Source organism: Mycobacterium sp. GA-1199 (assembly GCF_001500045.1).
In the GTDB taxonomy this organism is placed as follows: Bacteria; Actinomycetota; Actinomycetes; order Mycobacteriales; family Mycobacteriaceae; genus Mycobacterium.
Genome location: NZ_LQIX01000002.1, coordinates 104183 through 119164, shown reverse-complemented (window position 1 = coordinate 119164; position 14982 = coordinate 104183). Strand labels below are relative to the sequence as shown.

Here is a 14982-nt window from a genome sequence, read left to right as displayed (position 1 = left end):
GGATGTTTCACGTGAAACATGGGGAGGTGTCGGCGCCGCCGGACGCGGCCGCCTCCTTGTTCAAGGAGCGTCTCGGCCTGATCGAGCGTTACGCCGCGGCGCTGGCGGGCGCCGGCGTCGAACGCGGCCTGATCGGTCCGCGCGAAGTCGACCGGATCTGGGACCGCCATATCCTCAACAGCGCGGCGCTGTCCGAACTCGTCGGGCCCGACGACCGAGTCGCCGACATCGGTAGTGGCGCCGGCCTTCCCGGGATACCGTTGGCGTTGGCCCGACCCGACCTCCAGGTGACGCTTATCGAACCACTTATGCGACGCAGCGAGTTCCTGCGCGAAGTGGTCGACGAACTGCGGATCGACGTGGCGGTCGTGCGCGGCCGGGCCGAGGAACCGGGGGTAAGAAACCAATTGGGGGAGACCGACGTAGTGGTGTCCCGGGCGGTGGCCTCCCTGGACAAGCTGACCCGATGGAGCATGCCGCTCCTTCGCGTCGACGGCCACATGCTCGCCCTGAAAGGCGAGCGTGCCGAAGAGGAGATCCGCGACCATCGGCGTGTGATGGCGTCGCTCGGCGCGGCCGATGTAAGGGTGATGAGGTGTGGCGCGAACTACTTGGATCCACCCGCGACCGTCGTCGTGGCACGGCGGGTGAAGGCGGGAACGTACCGTCCAACGGGCAGGGGACGCGGATGACGGCGCCGCAGAATGGGGCGCATGGGCCCGCGGCACCCGTCGACCGCCCCGCGAATGTTTCACGTGAAACCAGAGCGGCCGCGACCAACGGCGCCGTGCCCGATGTTTCACGTGAAACCTCGTCCGGCACCGCCACCGCCCCCGAAGAGAACTGGCCGGAGAAGCCGGCCCAGGACCAGTGGGAGGATCCCGTCGCCATCGACACCCCGATCGGCGCCGAGGCAGAACGCGCCGTGCGACTGCTTCACGCCGCGTCGAAGGGCAGCCTCCCACGACCCGATCGGCAGCGAGTGTTCACCATCGCCAACCAGAAAGGCGGAGTGGGCAAGACCACCACGGCCGTCAACATCGCGGCGGCGCTCGCTCTACAGGGCCTGCAGACGCTCGTCATCGACCTCGACCCGCAGGGCAATGCGAGCACTGCGCTGGGCATCGAGCACCGGCCGGGGACACCGTCGTCGTACGAGGTGTTGATCGGGGAGATCCCGTTGCGTGACGCCCTGCAGCGGAGCCCTCACAACGAGCGGCTCTACTGCGTGCCGGCGACCATCGACCTGGCCGGCGCAGAGATCGAGTTGGTCAGCATGGTGGCGCGCGAAGGACGGTTGCGCTCGGCGCTCGCGTCGCTCACGGAGTTCAACTTCGACTACGTGTTCATCGACTGTCCGCCATCGCTCGGCCTACTGACCATCAATGCGTTCGTCGCCGCACCCGAGGTGCTGATCCCGATCCAGTGCGAGTACTACGCACTGGAAGGCGTCGGCCAGCTGATGCGCACGATCGAGATGGTCAAGGCACACCTCAATCCACAACTCGACGTGACCACGGTGATCCTCACGATGTACGACGGACGAACCAAGCTCGCCGACCAAGTCGCCTCCGATGTGCGGGCCCACTTCGGCGACAAGGTGCTGCGCACCGTCATCCCGCGCAGCGTCAAAGTGTCCGAGGCGCCCGGTTACGGAATGACGATCCTCGGCTACGACCCGGGTTCGCGCGGAGCGATGAGCTACCTGGATGCGAGCCGTGAGATCGCGGAGCACCGATGAGCGCCTGCGCCAGAGCACAGACCGGTCCAAAACCGGAACAACCGATGAGCGTTTGCGTAGAAAGGCAGAACGTACCGATGAGCGCTTGCGCGAAGAGGAGAAAATGATGAGCCAACCCACCCGCAAGCGCAGCGGACTCGGCCGCGGCCTGGCATCGCTCATTCCCACCGGACCCGCCGACGGTGACCAGTCCGGACTCGGTCCGCGGTTGGGCGACGCGGCGGCCGATGTCGTGATCGGCGGACCGTCGAACGGTGGCGCGACCAACGAGGTGGGCGCGGTGTACCGCGAGATCGACCCCGCGTCGATCGAACCGAATCCGCGCCAGCCGCGTCAGGTCTTCGACGAGGAGGCGCTCGCCGAGCTCGTCCACTCGATCCGCGAGTTCGGTCTCATGCAGCCGATCGTCGTGCGTACGCTTGCGCAGCCCGAACCGGGGGCGCCCCGCTACCAACTCGTGATGGGGGAGCGGCGCTGGCGCGCAGCCCAGCAGGCCGGCCTCGCCACCATTCCGGCGATCGTCCGCGAGACCACCGACGACAGCATGCTGCGCGACGCGTTGTTGGAGAACATCCACCGCGCGCAGCTGAACCCGCTCGAGGAGGCGGCCGCCTACCAACAGCTGCTCGACGAATTCGAGGTCACCCACGATGAACTGGCCTCGCGAATCGGGCGCTCGCGGCCGGTGATCACGAACATGATCCGATTGCTGCGCCTGCCCATCGCCGTGCAGCGCCGGGTAGCCGCCGGGGTGCTCTCAGCCGGACATGCGCGTGCGCTCCTGTCGCTCGAAGGGGGGCCGGAGAAGCAGGAGGAGCTGGCCGCGCGCATCGTCGCCGAGGGACTGTCGGTACGAGCGACCGAGGAAGCGGTCACGCTCGCCAACAGCGCGGGCCCGTCGGCGCCGGCGGCGCCCAAGCGCAAGCCGATCAACATGCCCGGCCTCCAGGATGTTGCCGAGCGGCTGTCCACGGCCTTCGATACGCGGGTCACCGTCAGCCTCGGCAAACGCAAGGGCAAGATCGTGGTCGAATTCGGGTCGGTGGACGATCTCCAGCGCATAGTCGAACTGATGAGCGCATCCGAACGGTGACCTACCACACCGGGTAATTACGTCACTGTGACACAACCCGGGTCTCACCGGCATGACCGCCGCCCTTCGAAGGAAACCACCTGTGACACAACATGTTTCGTCGCTCGACGCGAGAGGCCGGAAAAACGGAGCGTCGAGGTGTGCGCACCCTTCTATCCTGAAGGGGCAGCGGTGCACCTCTGCACCGCGTAGGACTCGGGGAGTCTAGTGTCGGCACGCATCACGCCTCTACGGCTCGAAGCGTTCGAGCAGTTGCCCAAGCATGCCCGCCGCTGCGTGTATTGGGAGGTCGATCCCCTGACCCTCGGGCGGGACGCGACCGGCGCCGCGGTCCCGGGCGTCGACGACCACCTCTCGGATCCCGAATTCGAGAAAGAGGCATGGCTGTCGATGGTCATGCTCGAGTGGGGATCGTGCGGTCAGGTCGCGGTGCAGTGTGCCGACGGCGAGTCCGACGACGGGCCCGCTCCGCTACGCGGCGACGAGGCGTGCCTGGGCTACGCGTTCTACGCGCCGCCCGGCGCCGTCCCGCGCGCACACCGCTTCCCGACCGCTCCGGTCAGCGCCGACGCGGTACTGCTCACATCGCTGGGCATCGAATCCGGTGAGGACTCCGAGGGATTGTCGCGCGCGCTGATCGCGGCGGTGGTGGGGGACCTGGTTCGGCGCGGAGCCCGCGCGCTCGAAGCGTTCGCCCACACCGCCGAAGTCAGCGAGCTTGCCGAACCGGGTGCGGTGACGCCGGCGTTGCGCCCGGTCGTCGAGGTCCTCGGCGACTGCTCGGTCGAACAGTGCGTGCTCGACGCCGACCTACTTCTGGATGCGGGCTTCGTCGTGGTCGCCCAGCACCGCTACTTCCCGCGGCTACGCCTCGAGTTGGAGCAGGGGCTGGGGTGGAAGGCCGATGTCGAAGCGGCGTTGGAGCGGTTGTTCGAATTCGCGCAGATACGTCAGCCGGTCGGGGCGGGCGCGGGTTCGGTGGGCGTGACCGCGCGTGGGGTCAAGAGGGGCTGACGCGCCCGGCCTGCTCGACCGAGAGCTCGTGGGCGAGCAGTTCGGCGAACGTGAAAGTGCCTGTGGGACGGTCGTTCTTGCCGAGCAGGTAGAGCCGTTTCACGGCCGCGAGCATGCCCTCGGCGATCGCGTCGCGCGCCTGGGAGGACACCAGCATGGCCCGGTCTTGCGGGTTGGTGATGTAGCCGACGTCGACCTGCACCGTCGGCATCCGGGTCAGACGCAACAGGTCCCACGTCCGCCCATGCGTGCGGCAGTCACGTAACCCGGTGCGGGCGACCACTTCTCGTTGAATGAAGTCGGCGAGATTGCGTCCGATGGTGGACACCGAGCCGTGTGAGTTCCCGAAGTGGAACGACGCGACACCGTTGGCGGCGGGACTGGGCTGGGTGGCACAGCGCAGGCTGATCATCAGGTCGGCGCCGACGGCGTTCGCGGTCGCGGCACGTTCCGCATCCGAGGGTGCACGGTTGGCCGGCCGCGACAGAAACGTCTCCATACCGATCGCGGTCATCCGGCCCTCGAGCCGACTCGCCAAGTCCCACAGGATGTCTGACTCACTGATCGGCCCGCCCGGACCCTGCATGATCTGACCGTGGTCGTCACCGCCGCGGCCCGGGTCGATGATGATGCGCTTACCCGAGAGCCGGGGACCGGAGCGGCGCACCAGCTCCTCCTCGCGAATCGCATGCGGAGAACCGCCGGTGACGCGCGATCCCAAAAAGTACAAGGAGCGCAACGTCTCCGGGCCGCAGATCCCGTCGGGGTACAGACCGTATTCGCGCTGGTATGACATCAACGCGTTGTGCGTACTCAGACCGAAATGCCCGTCGACAAGACCGGTGTAGAAGCCGAGGTCCTGGAGGCGGGCCTGCAGCGTCGCGACGTCGTCGCCGAACATCGGGGCGCCGAACTGGTGGCTGAGCGTGCGGGCACCGAGCCGATACGACGCCTCTTTGAGCGCACGGTAAGTCGCTTCGCCGACGATCCCGTCGACCAGCAGACCGCGATGCTGCTGAAAGGCCCGCACGGCGTGGTCGAGTTCGGCGTCGAACAGGTCCAGCGCGATATGCCTGCCGGTGGTGATCTCCTCATCGGAGTTCTCGAGCATGCCCAGTGCCGTCAAAGCAGCCCTGATCTCGGTGACCGCGGACCCGCGGTCACCGCGACGCAGACTGGACATATGCGGCCTTTCAGTCACGGTTGTCAGCTGCGCGAGGGCGCCGACCAAGTTGACGGGCTAGGCACGATTGTCGCAGACACTTCGCCGATTCAAGAAAACCCCAGGCCGGTGTCCGCGCCCCGGATTGCGGCGCCGAACGCCCGCTAGAGCATGGTTAGAGCACGTCGCTGAGCTCGCGCAGCAGCGCAGCCTTGCCTTTTGCGCCGACGATCCGCTTCACCGGGGAGCCGTCTTTGAACACGATCAGCGTCGGGATCGACACCACCTGGAAATCGCGGGCCGTGACGGGGTTGGCGTCGACGTCGAGCTTGGCGACCGTCAATGTGCCCGCCTTCTCGGTGGCGATCTCCTCGAGCACCGGGGCGATCATCTTGCACGGACCGCACCAGGTCGCCCAGAAGTCCACCAGCACCGGTGTGCTGCTGGACAACACGTCGGAGGAGAACGAGTCGTCGGTCACCGCTACCGTGGATCCGGTGCTCTCGGTCATTGGGATGCTCCTATCAAACTGGTGTTTCGATGGTTTCATCGCTTGGGCCAGAACCGATTTCGGCAAGCCAGCGTTCGGCGTCGATGGACGCCGAGCAGCCGGTGCCCGCGGCGGTGATGGCCTGGCGGTAGGTGCGGTCGACGAGATCGCCTGCGGCAAAGACGCCTTCGATCGAGGTGCTGGTCGAACCCTGCTGCGTGAGGACGTAACCGTCCTCGTCGAGGTCGACCTGGCCGCGAACCAGATCCGAACGCGGGTCGTGGCCGATCGCGACGAACACACCGGTGACGGCCAGCTTCGACTCCTCGCCGGTCACCTTGTTGCGCAACCGGACTCCGCTGACCTTCGGGCTGCCCTCGATCTCGAGGACGTCGGTGTTGGTCAGGAACGTGATCTTCTCGTTCGCACGCGCGCGGTCCAGCATGATCCGCGAGGCGCGGAACTCGTCGCGACGGTGCACCAGCGTGACGCTGCGGGCGAACTTGGTCAAGAAGATCGCCTCTTCCATCGCCGAATCGCCACCGCCGACGACGATGATGTCCTCGTCGCGGAAGAAGAAGCCGTCACACGTCGCGCATGTGCTCACGCCCATGCCCATCAGGGCCTCCTCGCCCGGCACGCCCAGGTGCCGCGCCGCAGCCCCCATCGCGAGGATGACCGCGCGCGCCCGGTAGGTGTCGTCGCCGACCGTGACGCTCTTGATCGCGCCGTCCAGTGAGACGGCGTCGACGTCGTCCATGCGCAGGTCGGCGCCGAAGCGCAACGCCTGCTCGCGCATCTCGTCCATCAGCTCCGGACCGGTGATGCCGTTGCGGAAGCCGGGATAGTTCTCCACCTCGGTGGTGGTCATCAGCGCGCCGCCGAACTGGACGCCTTCGAACACCAGGGGCTTGAGCTGCGCACGCGCCGCGTAAATCGCTGCGGTGTAGCCGGCCGGGCCGGATCCGATGATGATCAGATCGTGAACCGTGGATGTGGTGGTCATGAGCGCCTTTCTGCCGCGTTTCCGCGACACCGGTAAGAACATCAGCGTAGGCGCTGGTGTTCCCGGAGTTTCCGAACAACCTCGGGGGACAGACTACGGTCGTTTGACCACGGTCTCGGCGAGCAACCCACTGTGCGCCGCATGGCATGCCGCGTCGACGGCCACCGCGAGGACCTCGGTTGTCGCGCGTGCCGGCAGGAGCAGCACGACGGCCGGACGGCCGGCCATCTCGACGGCCCGCGCTCCGAGGATGGGCGTGGTCGCCGCGTGGCCCAATCCCTCGAGGCAGGCGGCGCGGCGGCGCGGATCGGACAGCGGCCCGTACTCGGGTGGCGCCGACAGGAGGCCGGTGAGCTGCGGATCGGTCAGCGGGAAGGCGGGCGGGCGCCGCGACAGGGTGATGCGCTCGGCGGTCGGCCCGGGCTGGGAGAACCGCGGGGTGGGCTCGCGGCCCAGCATCGAGGTGCCGATGACCACCCCGGCGGTTACGGCGGCAAGGCCGGTGACCAGCCCGAGAACCTGCGGTCGGCGGAGCCGGGGCCGTTCGACCGTGTGACGAGGTTCACCGGCCGCGCGTAACGCGGCACCGATGCGTGCGGTCACGCCCGCCGGCACCTCCGGCGCTGAGTCCTCGTCGTGCGCCAATTCGGCCAGCCCGCGGCGCACCCGCTCGACCGCCGGATCCGAATCGTCGTCCGTTCCGGTCTGCATCGCTAGCCAGTCTCCACCACGACACGTAAGACGCGGCGGATATGTCCGCGGTTCCCCTCAGTCGGTGCGGGCGGTGGTTTCGGTGTCGAAGTACTCGAGCGCCTCGGCCAGTTTGGTTCTGGCACGCGAACACCGGCTCTTGACGGTGCCTTCGGGCACGCCGAGCATGCGGGCGGCCTCGGCCACCGAGTACCCCTGCATGTCGACGGCCACCACCGCGGCGCGTTGTTCGACGGGTAACCGCATCAGTGCCCGCTCGACGACGATCGCGGTGTCCACCCGCGAGGCCGGGTCACCGATGTGCCCCTGGTCCTTGGACAACATCTCGGCGGTGCGGGTTTTGTTGCGCCGCAACCGATCCAGGCACGAGTTCACCACGATCCGGTACAGCCAACTGCTCACGGCCGCGTCGTAGCGGAAGGCGGGCGCGCGTCGGTGCGCCTTGAGCATCGCGTCCTGCAGCGCGTCGGCGGCGTCGTCGGGGTTGCGGCTGGTGATGCGCGCGAGCCGGTACAGCTGACGGTGGTGGCGGTAGAACAACTCCTCGAACGCATAGCGGTCACCGGCCACATGCGCGGCGAGCAACTCCGCGTCGCTGCGTTCCCGGGCCTGCCCCCCAAAGGTCCCCACAGCCGAACACTAAACGGCTACGCGGGTGCCTCCCGACACATCTTTGCCGGGCTGGGGATGAATCAGGTCAGGACGCCGACCGGACCGTGACCTCGGCGATGTCGGACCGGCTCTGGCCGTTGACCTGGCCGAGGGTCGACACCCAGACCAGCAGGTTGGAGGTGGGCGAGGCGTTCTCGACCTTGATGGTGTTGGAGCCCGGCTTGAGCTGGGTGGCCGGTGTCAGCACGGTGGTGTCGGCCAGCGAGGACGGCGTCGGTGTCTGCGCGGAGCGGATCTCGACGGCCGTACCGGTGCTGTTGAGGTCGATGTCGACCTCGCCGACCGTGGTGGACTGCGGCAGTTGCAGCATCAGCCCGACGCCGTTCTTGAAGTTCGGGAAGGGCACGGAGTCGGTGTAGGTGTCGATCGGCCACACCGTGGACTTGTCGCCGTCGATCGCCTTGGGTGCATCGGCCGGGGCATCGGCCTCGCCTTCGGGTGAGAAGACCGTCACCGCAGTCGGTTTGACGACATTGCCGCTGTCGGTGCTGCCTTCGGCCGACTCGCTGGTGGTCGGGTCGTTCAGCCCGAGCCGGTCGCCGCCGAGACCGTCGCCGACGTCACCGAAGATCGAGCTCAGCACCGTCGCCAGCACCACGAGCGCGATCACGACGATGGCGCCGCCGACGCCGAGCCCGATCATGAGCGCCTTGCGTCGGCGCGCCTCGGTCTCCGGGTCGGTACCGCCGGCGACTCCCGGTGTCGCGGAGCGGTCGGCTTCATCGACCGGAGAGATCAGCTCGGTGCGGTCGGCGATGGCGGTGGCCTGTTGGAGCAGGTTCAACAGGGTCGGCGCGCTGCGGATGCCGCCGCCTTCCTGCACGGCGCGCGCCGCGGCGGCCGAGATCTGGAAGGGGATCTGGCGGTCGACGGCGCGGGGTTCGATCGGTTGTCCGGCGGAGTCGAGGTCGGCGGGTGCCAGGCCGCTGCGAACCCCGTGCTCGGGCAGCGGCCACCGGTTGATCAGCAGCGCGTACAGCGCCGCCCCGATTCCGCGGATGTCGTCCTCGGGTGTCGCGTCGGGCAGCGTCGCCGGGAAGGCCAGCGCGACGTCACCTTCGATGCTGACCCGGACACGACCCGGGTGGTCGAGCGAGAGGGCGACTCCGGCTCGGTGCGCGGCCTCGGCGGCCGCCGCCAGCGACTGCATCGCCCTGGCGCCGCCGATCGGAGACGGCGAGGTGTCGGCAACCTCGGTCAACGAGCCGCCCCGGATCCACTCCGAGACCACCAGCCCGCCCGATCCGGTGTTGACCACATCGAGCACCCTCGCGATACCGGGCATGTCGATGCTGCTCAGTTTGCGTGTGCGGGTGAGGATCTCGCGCAGCGTCGCATCGGACAGGGTGTTGTCCGGGTCGACAAAGGTGAGCGCCACCTGGCGATCTAGGGCGGTGTCGAGTGCCTGCCAGAACTGCAACGTCGGCGGGCCGCCGTGGAACACCAAAAGGCGATAACGGCCGCCACCGACCATCGCCCCCGGGATGAGGTGGACGTCCTCGTCGGAGGTCGCGGCCTCGATGGCCGGTTCGCGCGGCGGGTCGAACGCGAGGGGCTCACGGGTGGGGTCGCCGCCGTAATCCGCGGGCGGCCGACCCGACACCGGCAACCGAGTCGTGCCGCTCTCGGCGGCGAACTCCGTGGTCTGACCGGGGTCGGGCACGTCGGGCCGCAGGTCGTCGGCGACGACGTCGGACTGCCCGGTCGGGAGCTTCTTGGTCGCGGTCTCGGGTGTGGGCGCGGAGCCGCCTGCGGGTTCGTCGCTCACCGCTGGTCCTTTCCGCATCCAGTCCCCGGCAACGGGGGCAGGTGGTCCGCGCCGGACGGCCGGCGGGCTGTGCCGACGCCCTGGTGCGGACGAATTCCTCTGTTCAGGGTACGGGAGAGGGGTGCGCGTCCGTGGCCGGTCGGCGACCGCGACAGCTACCCCGTCGCGCCCGGTGCGAGCGCCGAGTCGGCGCCGGACCGCATCGAGGGCCACCTGGGCCTCCGGGACACGCGCTCCGAGGAGGACGCCGACGATGATCGGCACCATGACCACGCCCAGCACGACCAGACGCAGCAGGGAACCGGCGCCGCCCCAGTTGCGGGTCAGCGACTCCAGGCTGAACAGTTTGTCGGCGACCTGGCCCGCCATCGCGGCCAGCAGTGAGGCGGCGATCGTGACCAGCACCGTGCGCACCACTTGCAGGTTGATGAGCCGGCCGCCCGGCGGGTCGAGATTGGCCCGCAACAGGAAGTAGCCGACCACCGCACCCGCGACGAAGCCCAGTCCGTTGGCCGTCCCGAGGTAGCCGGCCACCAGGTCGGGGTCGTCCGTGAGGTGGGGCGCGATCAGCGAGGCAATGATCTTGACCGTCGTGATCACGACGATCAGCAGGATCGGCGTCCACGGTTGTTGGCGCGCGTAGAACACCCGAAGTTGCAGCAGCACAAGCGCGTAGGGGATCAGGGTGAACGCCGACAGCGTGATCGCCATACCGAGGTAGTTGGCGTCGACCTCACCGAAATTGCCGTAGGCGAACAGCGCGCTGCCGATGGCCGGGCCGCCGACCGTCATCAGCGCGACGATCGGGATGAGCGTCACCATCGTCAGCCGGGTGGCCAGCGAGAGGTCGGCGAGCACCGCGCGTTGGTCGTTGGAGGCCGCGTTGCGGCTCAACCGCGGCATCACGACGGTCAGCACCGTCACCCCGATCATGCCGAACGGCAACTGCAGCACCAGCCACGTGTAGTTGTAGATCGCCGGCCCGGAAGCCGCGGCGCCACTGGCGATTCGGTTGCCGACGATCAGCCCGATCTGGCTGATCAACACGTACAGCACCATCGCCGAGGCCATCGCACCGAACTGCTTCATCCGTTCGTCGATGCCCCACAGCGGGCGAAGGCTGATGCGTTCGCGGCGGATCGCGACCAGAAGCACCATGACCTGGGTGACCGTTCCGAGGGTCATGCCGATACCCAGCACGAGGAGTTTCGCGTTGCCCATCTTCACCGGGTCGACCGAGAGTTCGCCGGGGACAATGAGATACACGCCGAGCGTCACTATGGCGACGATGTTGTTGCACACCGGCGCCCAGGCGGGCGGCCCGAATACGTTGCGCGTGTTCAGGATTGCCATGAACACCGACGACAACCCGTAGAACAGCACCTGCGGCAGTAACAGGTAGGCGAACGCGGTGGTCAGGTCGCGGTTGACCTCGGGATCGCCGCCGAGCATGAGGTCGACGAGCATCGGCGCCGACGCCACCGACAGCGCGGTGATGATCAGCAGCAGTGTCGTCGTCAGCGTGACGAGGCGGCGGATGAACGCGGTGCCGTTGTCGGGATCGTCGCGCTCGGCGCGCGCCAGCACGGGCACGAAGATCGCGGTGAACGTGGCCTCGAGGACGAGCGCCGCGATCAGGTTCGGCAGCTGGTAGGCCACCGAGAACGCGCTGGTGAGCGCGGCGCCGAGGATGGTCGCGAGTAAGACGATGCGCGCGAATCCGGTGAGCCGGCTGACCAGCGTCGCGACCGCCATACCCCACGAACGCGAGACCACCGCCGCGTCGGACAGTTCTTCGCGGCCGGCGCGGCGGCGGGGGGCCGGGCCGCGGCTGAGCCGGGGCGGAGGCTCGCGCCGGGGAATGCTCGGCGGTGGGGGAGGGGCAGGCGTGTGGCCGGGCCATGTTCGGGGCGGTGCCGGCGGATGGGACCGAGGCGGCGGCCCGGGGGCGCTCACCCTGCACCGCCGCGGGTGCCCGAGCCCCGGCGTCCGGCTCGGCTCAGCGGTGCGTGGGTGTCGTCGTCGTAGTGCAGCGCCACTTCGAGCGGGTCGGGCCGGTCGAGGTCGGCGGGATCGGGCTGGCCGCGGAACCGGTGCCAGAGCCGACGGCCGGCCAGCAGCACGAGGACGGCGCCCGCCGAGAGCGTGATGAAGAACAGCACCTTGCCGTAGGCGTTCGAGTGCACTGACAACCGCACCGGTTCCCCGAGCGGCAGGCCGTCGACCGTGCGTAGCGCGACGTCGACGGCGAACCGCTGGGTGAAGTGCACCTCGATGGGAACCCGCAACGGAAGGTAGCCCGGCGGCAGCACGATCTCGCCCATGTCGGTGACCGTCATCCCCGGTGGCGCGTCGACGTCGAGGCGGACCCGTATCGGTACCGGCAGGTCGTTGCGCAGCGCGAGCGGCAGCGGGCTGCGTTCGGTCGCCAGCGTGTAGGCCCCGCCCGGATTGACGATCGTGACCGCCCCGAAGATGTCGTCGACGGTGTGCCCGACCGTCGTGAGTCGTTGCTGTGCAAGGCCGTTGCGGGTGTCGGGGGGCACCGACTGGCTCAGCGCGCGCAGCATGTCCTCGCGCAGCGGGGCGGTGTAGCCGTATCCGGTCAGCCCGGTGCGTTCGTCGGTGGTCAGCGCCGCGGTCAGTCCCCACAGCCGCCCGGTGACCGCCGCGATACCCGATACGACGGCGTCGTCGAACCGGGCGTTGGGGTCGCCCAGCTCGTTGCTGGGCAGCGGGGCCATGTCGTCGGGCGGAATAGCGCTGCCTTCGCCGATCACCGCGGTCAGCGGTCGCGGCTCGGCGAGTCCGGCGTTGATCGCGGTGGTGACCGCTCGGAACAATGCCCGGGCGTCGTCGGGTCCGAGGCTCCACGCCATCGGCGGCATCAGGATCTGGGTGCGTGGGCCGATGTCCGGATTGAGGGAGCGCCACAGCATGGCCCCGAGGGCGTCCTGGCGCCGCGCCACCGCCGAATCGTGTTGCAGCGGGATGTCGAGGGACGGGTCGAGGTATCCCGGCGCCACGGGATCGGTGCCGGCGGCGGCCAGCGCCGCCCCGACGGCCGGATCGAAGGGCGCCGCGACGACCTGCGGTGTGTAGCGAACCGGCGCGATGTCGGCGACGCCGGAGTCCGCGACGTCGGTCCCGTCGTCCGACCCCGATTCGGCGGCCGCGACGGCCACCGTCTGGCCGCCCTGGTCCGACAGCAGCCGCACCGCGGGTCCGGTCAGCGGACCGTCGCCGACCAGGCTGGCGCCGCGCACCGAGGGCACGCCCAGGATCTGGTCGACGATGTCGCCCGCCGACGTGGTCGCTATCCGGCTGAGCCCGGGATCGCGGACACGACGCAGTGCGTCGAGGTCGGCCTGCGCGTAGACGGTGGAGGCGACGCACATGCCGTTGGCCAGGTTCTTGAGCCGGTTCAGCCACGTCACCGCCGCGTCCTGCCCGGTGCCGGGGCGGGTGGGGGTGCCGGGGCCCGCGTCGGGTCCGTTGTTGACGACGTAGCCGCCGGTCATCGCGTTGACGGTGACGAGCAGATCAGGGTCGACCGCCAGACATGTCGCGGCGCGCACCCGCCCGTCGGGATCGACCTGGGGGCTGGTGGCGAACTCGGCGGCCGACAGCAGCGTGTCTAGGCGTCCGCCGGGCGCCAGCGAGGTCGCCAGGTCGTCGTCGACGAGCCGTACCGGGGTGGCGCCGCCCGGCGCGCCCGCGGCCAGACGGGGGCGGTCGGCGATCGGCCACAGCAACGTCATCTGGACCGGCTTGGACGTGTCGGGGGTTGCGATCGCCGTGACCGGGTCACCTGATTCGGCGCCCGGGTCGGGTGGGACGCCGAGCACCGGCAGCAGGAAGCGGGCGTCGTCGAGGCGGGCGGGCGCGCCGTAGTCGGGCGTGCCGTTGACGTTGACCATCACCGGGTACACACCCGGTTCGTCGATGCTCAGCGACGGCCGGTCGGCCGACCTCAGGGGGTATGACAGAGTGAACGGAACTTCCTGTCCCCGAGCGAGTTCCGGCGAGAGTGGGACGAAATCGCCGATCGGCTCGAACTGGTCGACGTCGCCGGTGAGGTTGGTGCGCAGGCCGGTCGACGTCCGCACCGCCGCGGCGTCCTCCAGCCGCACGACCACATCGCGCACCGGCCGGTCGCCGACGTTGAGGACGGCGCCCGCGACGGTGACCACCGGTTCGCTGGTGGTGGTGACCACGTCGGGAGTGACGCGGTCGACGCGGACCTGAAGAAAAGTGGTCGAATCGGGCTCGGCGGCGGCCCGCGGTAGCACGAGCGGCAGAGCGCTCAGCGCGAGCACGATCAGCGCGGCCAGCGCGCGCGGCAGCGCTGCGGCGGTCACGAGCCCTGTCCGCAACCGTTCGTCCGGCGGCCGGGCGGGGTCTTCCCCGACTCGTCCCCCTGCCCTTCGGGCGGCTGATGCCCCCACCGCTCGCCCCCCGGGGACGTTTGGGCGCGTTCGTCGGGACGACGGTTGCGGGTGTGCGAGTGCGTCTGGGGGCGTCGCCGCGGCGACGAGCGAGGCAGCGGCGGCAGCGCCGACGGGCCGTGGGCGTGCAGCGTGTCGATCAGCTCGCCGGCGACCTCGGCAAGACGGCGTTCGTCGGCGTAGGCCAGTCGCTTGGGCAGTTCCTTGAGCGGCACCCATGCCACCTCGGTGACTTCGACGTCCTCGTCGGAGAGCTCACCGCCGAGGAAGCGCATGAGGTAGTGGTGCACGGTCTTGTGGACGCGGCGGCCCTCGGTGACGAACCAGTAGTCGATGCTGCCCAGCGCGGCGAGCACGCTGCCCTGGACACCGGTCTCCTCGGCTACCTCGCGGACCGCGGTCTGCTCGGCGGTCTCACCCATTTCGATGTGTCCCTTGGGCAGCGACCACAGCATGCGGCCCCGCCGGTCGATGCGCCCGATCAGTGCGGCGACCTGACTTTCCTTTGGGCCGTCGATGCCGTCGATGACCAGCCCCCCGGCCGAGGTTTCGTGGACGGTGCGAAGCCGATCGGGTGGCCGCCGCGGCCGCGACTTCTTGGACTGCCCGCCCTTGCCCTCCTTGTGCCCGTCGACGGTGGCGCCGTTCTGGGGTGCGGCGTTGGTGTGGCCGGGAGGCGGTTGCGGAACGGGGCGGTGGCGGGGCTGCGCGGACGGGTCGGGTGCGGCCTCGGGCGGACCTGCCGCGCGTCGGCCGCGACGTCGCCCCCGGCGCCGTCGTGGTTTGGCCTGTTCGCCGTCCGACACCCAAGCGATAGTAGCTGCCACGCATTTTGGCCCCCGCCGCACTCACCGGTCGTGATAGAGCCGTTGCACAT

12 protein-coding genes are annotated in these 14982 nt (G+C 69.2%); 4 read left to right on the top strand and 8 right to left on the bottom strand.

The annotated features are described in order from the left end of the window. Positions 1 to 2: 2 nt before the first annotated feature. The 4 genes from rsmG to AU198_RS03640 all read left to right on the top strand — a co-directional run bounded on the left by rsmG (position 3) and on the right by AU198_RS03640 (position 3848). Positions 3 to 692 (top strand): 16S rRNA (guanine(527)-N(7))-methyltransferase RsmG, encoded by a 690-nt coding sequence (gene rsmG / locus AU198_RS03655; RefSeq protein WP_064346127.1) that lies wholly within the window; start codon positions 3 to 5, stop codon positions 690 to 692. Beyond that, positions 689 to 1741 (top strand): ParA family protein, encoded by a 1053-nt coding sequence (locus tag AU198_RS03650; RefSeq protein ID WP_082690850.1) that lies wholly within the window; start codon positions 689 to 691, stop codon positions 1739 to 1741. The genes rsmG and AU198_RS03650 overlap by 4 nt, the downstream gene beginning before the upstream one ends. Before the next feature lie 106 nt (positions 1742 to 1847). Continuing rightward, positions 1848 to 2834 carry a ParB/RepB/Spo0J family partition protein gene (locus AU198_RS03645; protein ID WP_064346172.1) on the top strand — a complete coding sequence of 329 codons (987 nt, stop codon included), beginning with the start codon at positions 1848 to 1850 and terminating at the stop codon, positions 2832 to 2834. Between the two features lie 207 nt (positions 2835 to 3041). Then, the gene (locus AU198_RS03640) at positions 3042 to 3848 is read left to right on the top strand and encodes a hypothetical protein (RefSeq protein ID WP_064346126.1); all 807 of its coding nucleotides are present in this window, start codon (positions 3042 to 3044) and stop codon (positions 3846 to 3848) included. On the opposite strand, the gene AU198_RS03635 is transcribed toward AU198_RS03640, so the two are convergent. The 8 genes from AU198_RS03635 to AU198_RS03600 all read right to left on the bottom strand — a co-directional run bounded on the left by AU198_RS03635 (position 3835) and on the right by AU198_RS03600 (position 14911). Next, positions 3835 to 5031 (bottom strand): N-acetylmuramoyl-L-alanine amidase, encoded by a 1197-nt coding sequence (locus AU198_RS03635; protein WP_064346125.1) that lies wholly within the window; start codon positions 5029 to 5031, stop codon positions 3835 to 3837. The genes AU198_RS03640 and AU198_RS03635 overlap by 14 nt on opposite strands. Before the next feature lie 154 nt (positions 5032 to 5185). After that, positions 5186 to 5521: a thioredoxin gene (gene trxA, locus AU198_RS03630; protein ID WP_064346124.1), complete on the bottom strand. Its 336-nt coding sequence runs from the start codon at positions 5519 to 5521 to the stop codon at positions 5186 to 5188. 13 nt (positions 5522 to 5534) lie between these two features. Continuing rightward, complete coding sequence (gene trxB / locus AU198_RS03625; RefSeq protein WP_064346171.1) at positions 5535 to 6506, bottom strand: thioredoxin-disulfide reductase; 972 nt, start codon at positions 6504 to 6506, stop codon at positions 5535 to 5537. 93 nt (positions 6507 to 6599) lie between these two features. Continuing rightward, positions 6600 to 7217 carry an RsmA family anti-sigma factor gene (locus tag AU198_RS03620; protein ID WP_064346123.1) on the bottom strand — a complete coding sequence of 206 codons (618 nt, stop codon included), beginning with the start codon at positions 7215 to 7217 and terminating at the stop codon, positions 6600 to 6602. 57 nt (positions 7218 to 7274) lie between these two features. Then, a complete protein-coding gene (sigM, locus tag AU198_RS03615; protein WP_064346122.1) occupies positions 7275 to 7847 on the bottom strand; it encodes an RNA polymerase sigma factor SigM in 573 nt (190 codons plus the stop codon). A gap of 67 nt (positions 7848 to 7914) precedes the next feature. After that, on the bottom strand, positions 7915 to 11433 hold the full coding sequence (gene murJ / locus AU198_RS03610) for a murein biosynthesis integral membrane protein MurJ (protein ID WP_502689264.1): 3519 nt from the start codon (positions 11431 to 11433) through the stop codon (positions 7915 to 7917). A gap of 176 nt (positions 11434 to 11609) precedes the next feature. Then, complete coding sequence (locus tag AU198_RS03605) at positions 11610 to 14018, bottom strand: hypothetical protein (RefSeq protein WP_197416013.1); 2409 nt, start codon at positions 14016 to 14018, stop codon at positions 11610 to 11612. Continuing rightward, positions 14015 to 14911 (bottom strand): NUDIX hydrolase, encoded by an 897-nt coding sequence (locus AU198_RS03600; RefSeq protein WP_082690848.1) that lies wholly within the window; start codon positions 14909 to 14911, stop codon positions 14015 to 14017. The genes AU198_RS03605 and AU198_RS03600 overlap by 4 nt, the downstream gene beginning before the upstream one ends. Positions 14912 to 14982 lie beyond the last annotated feature (71 nt).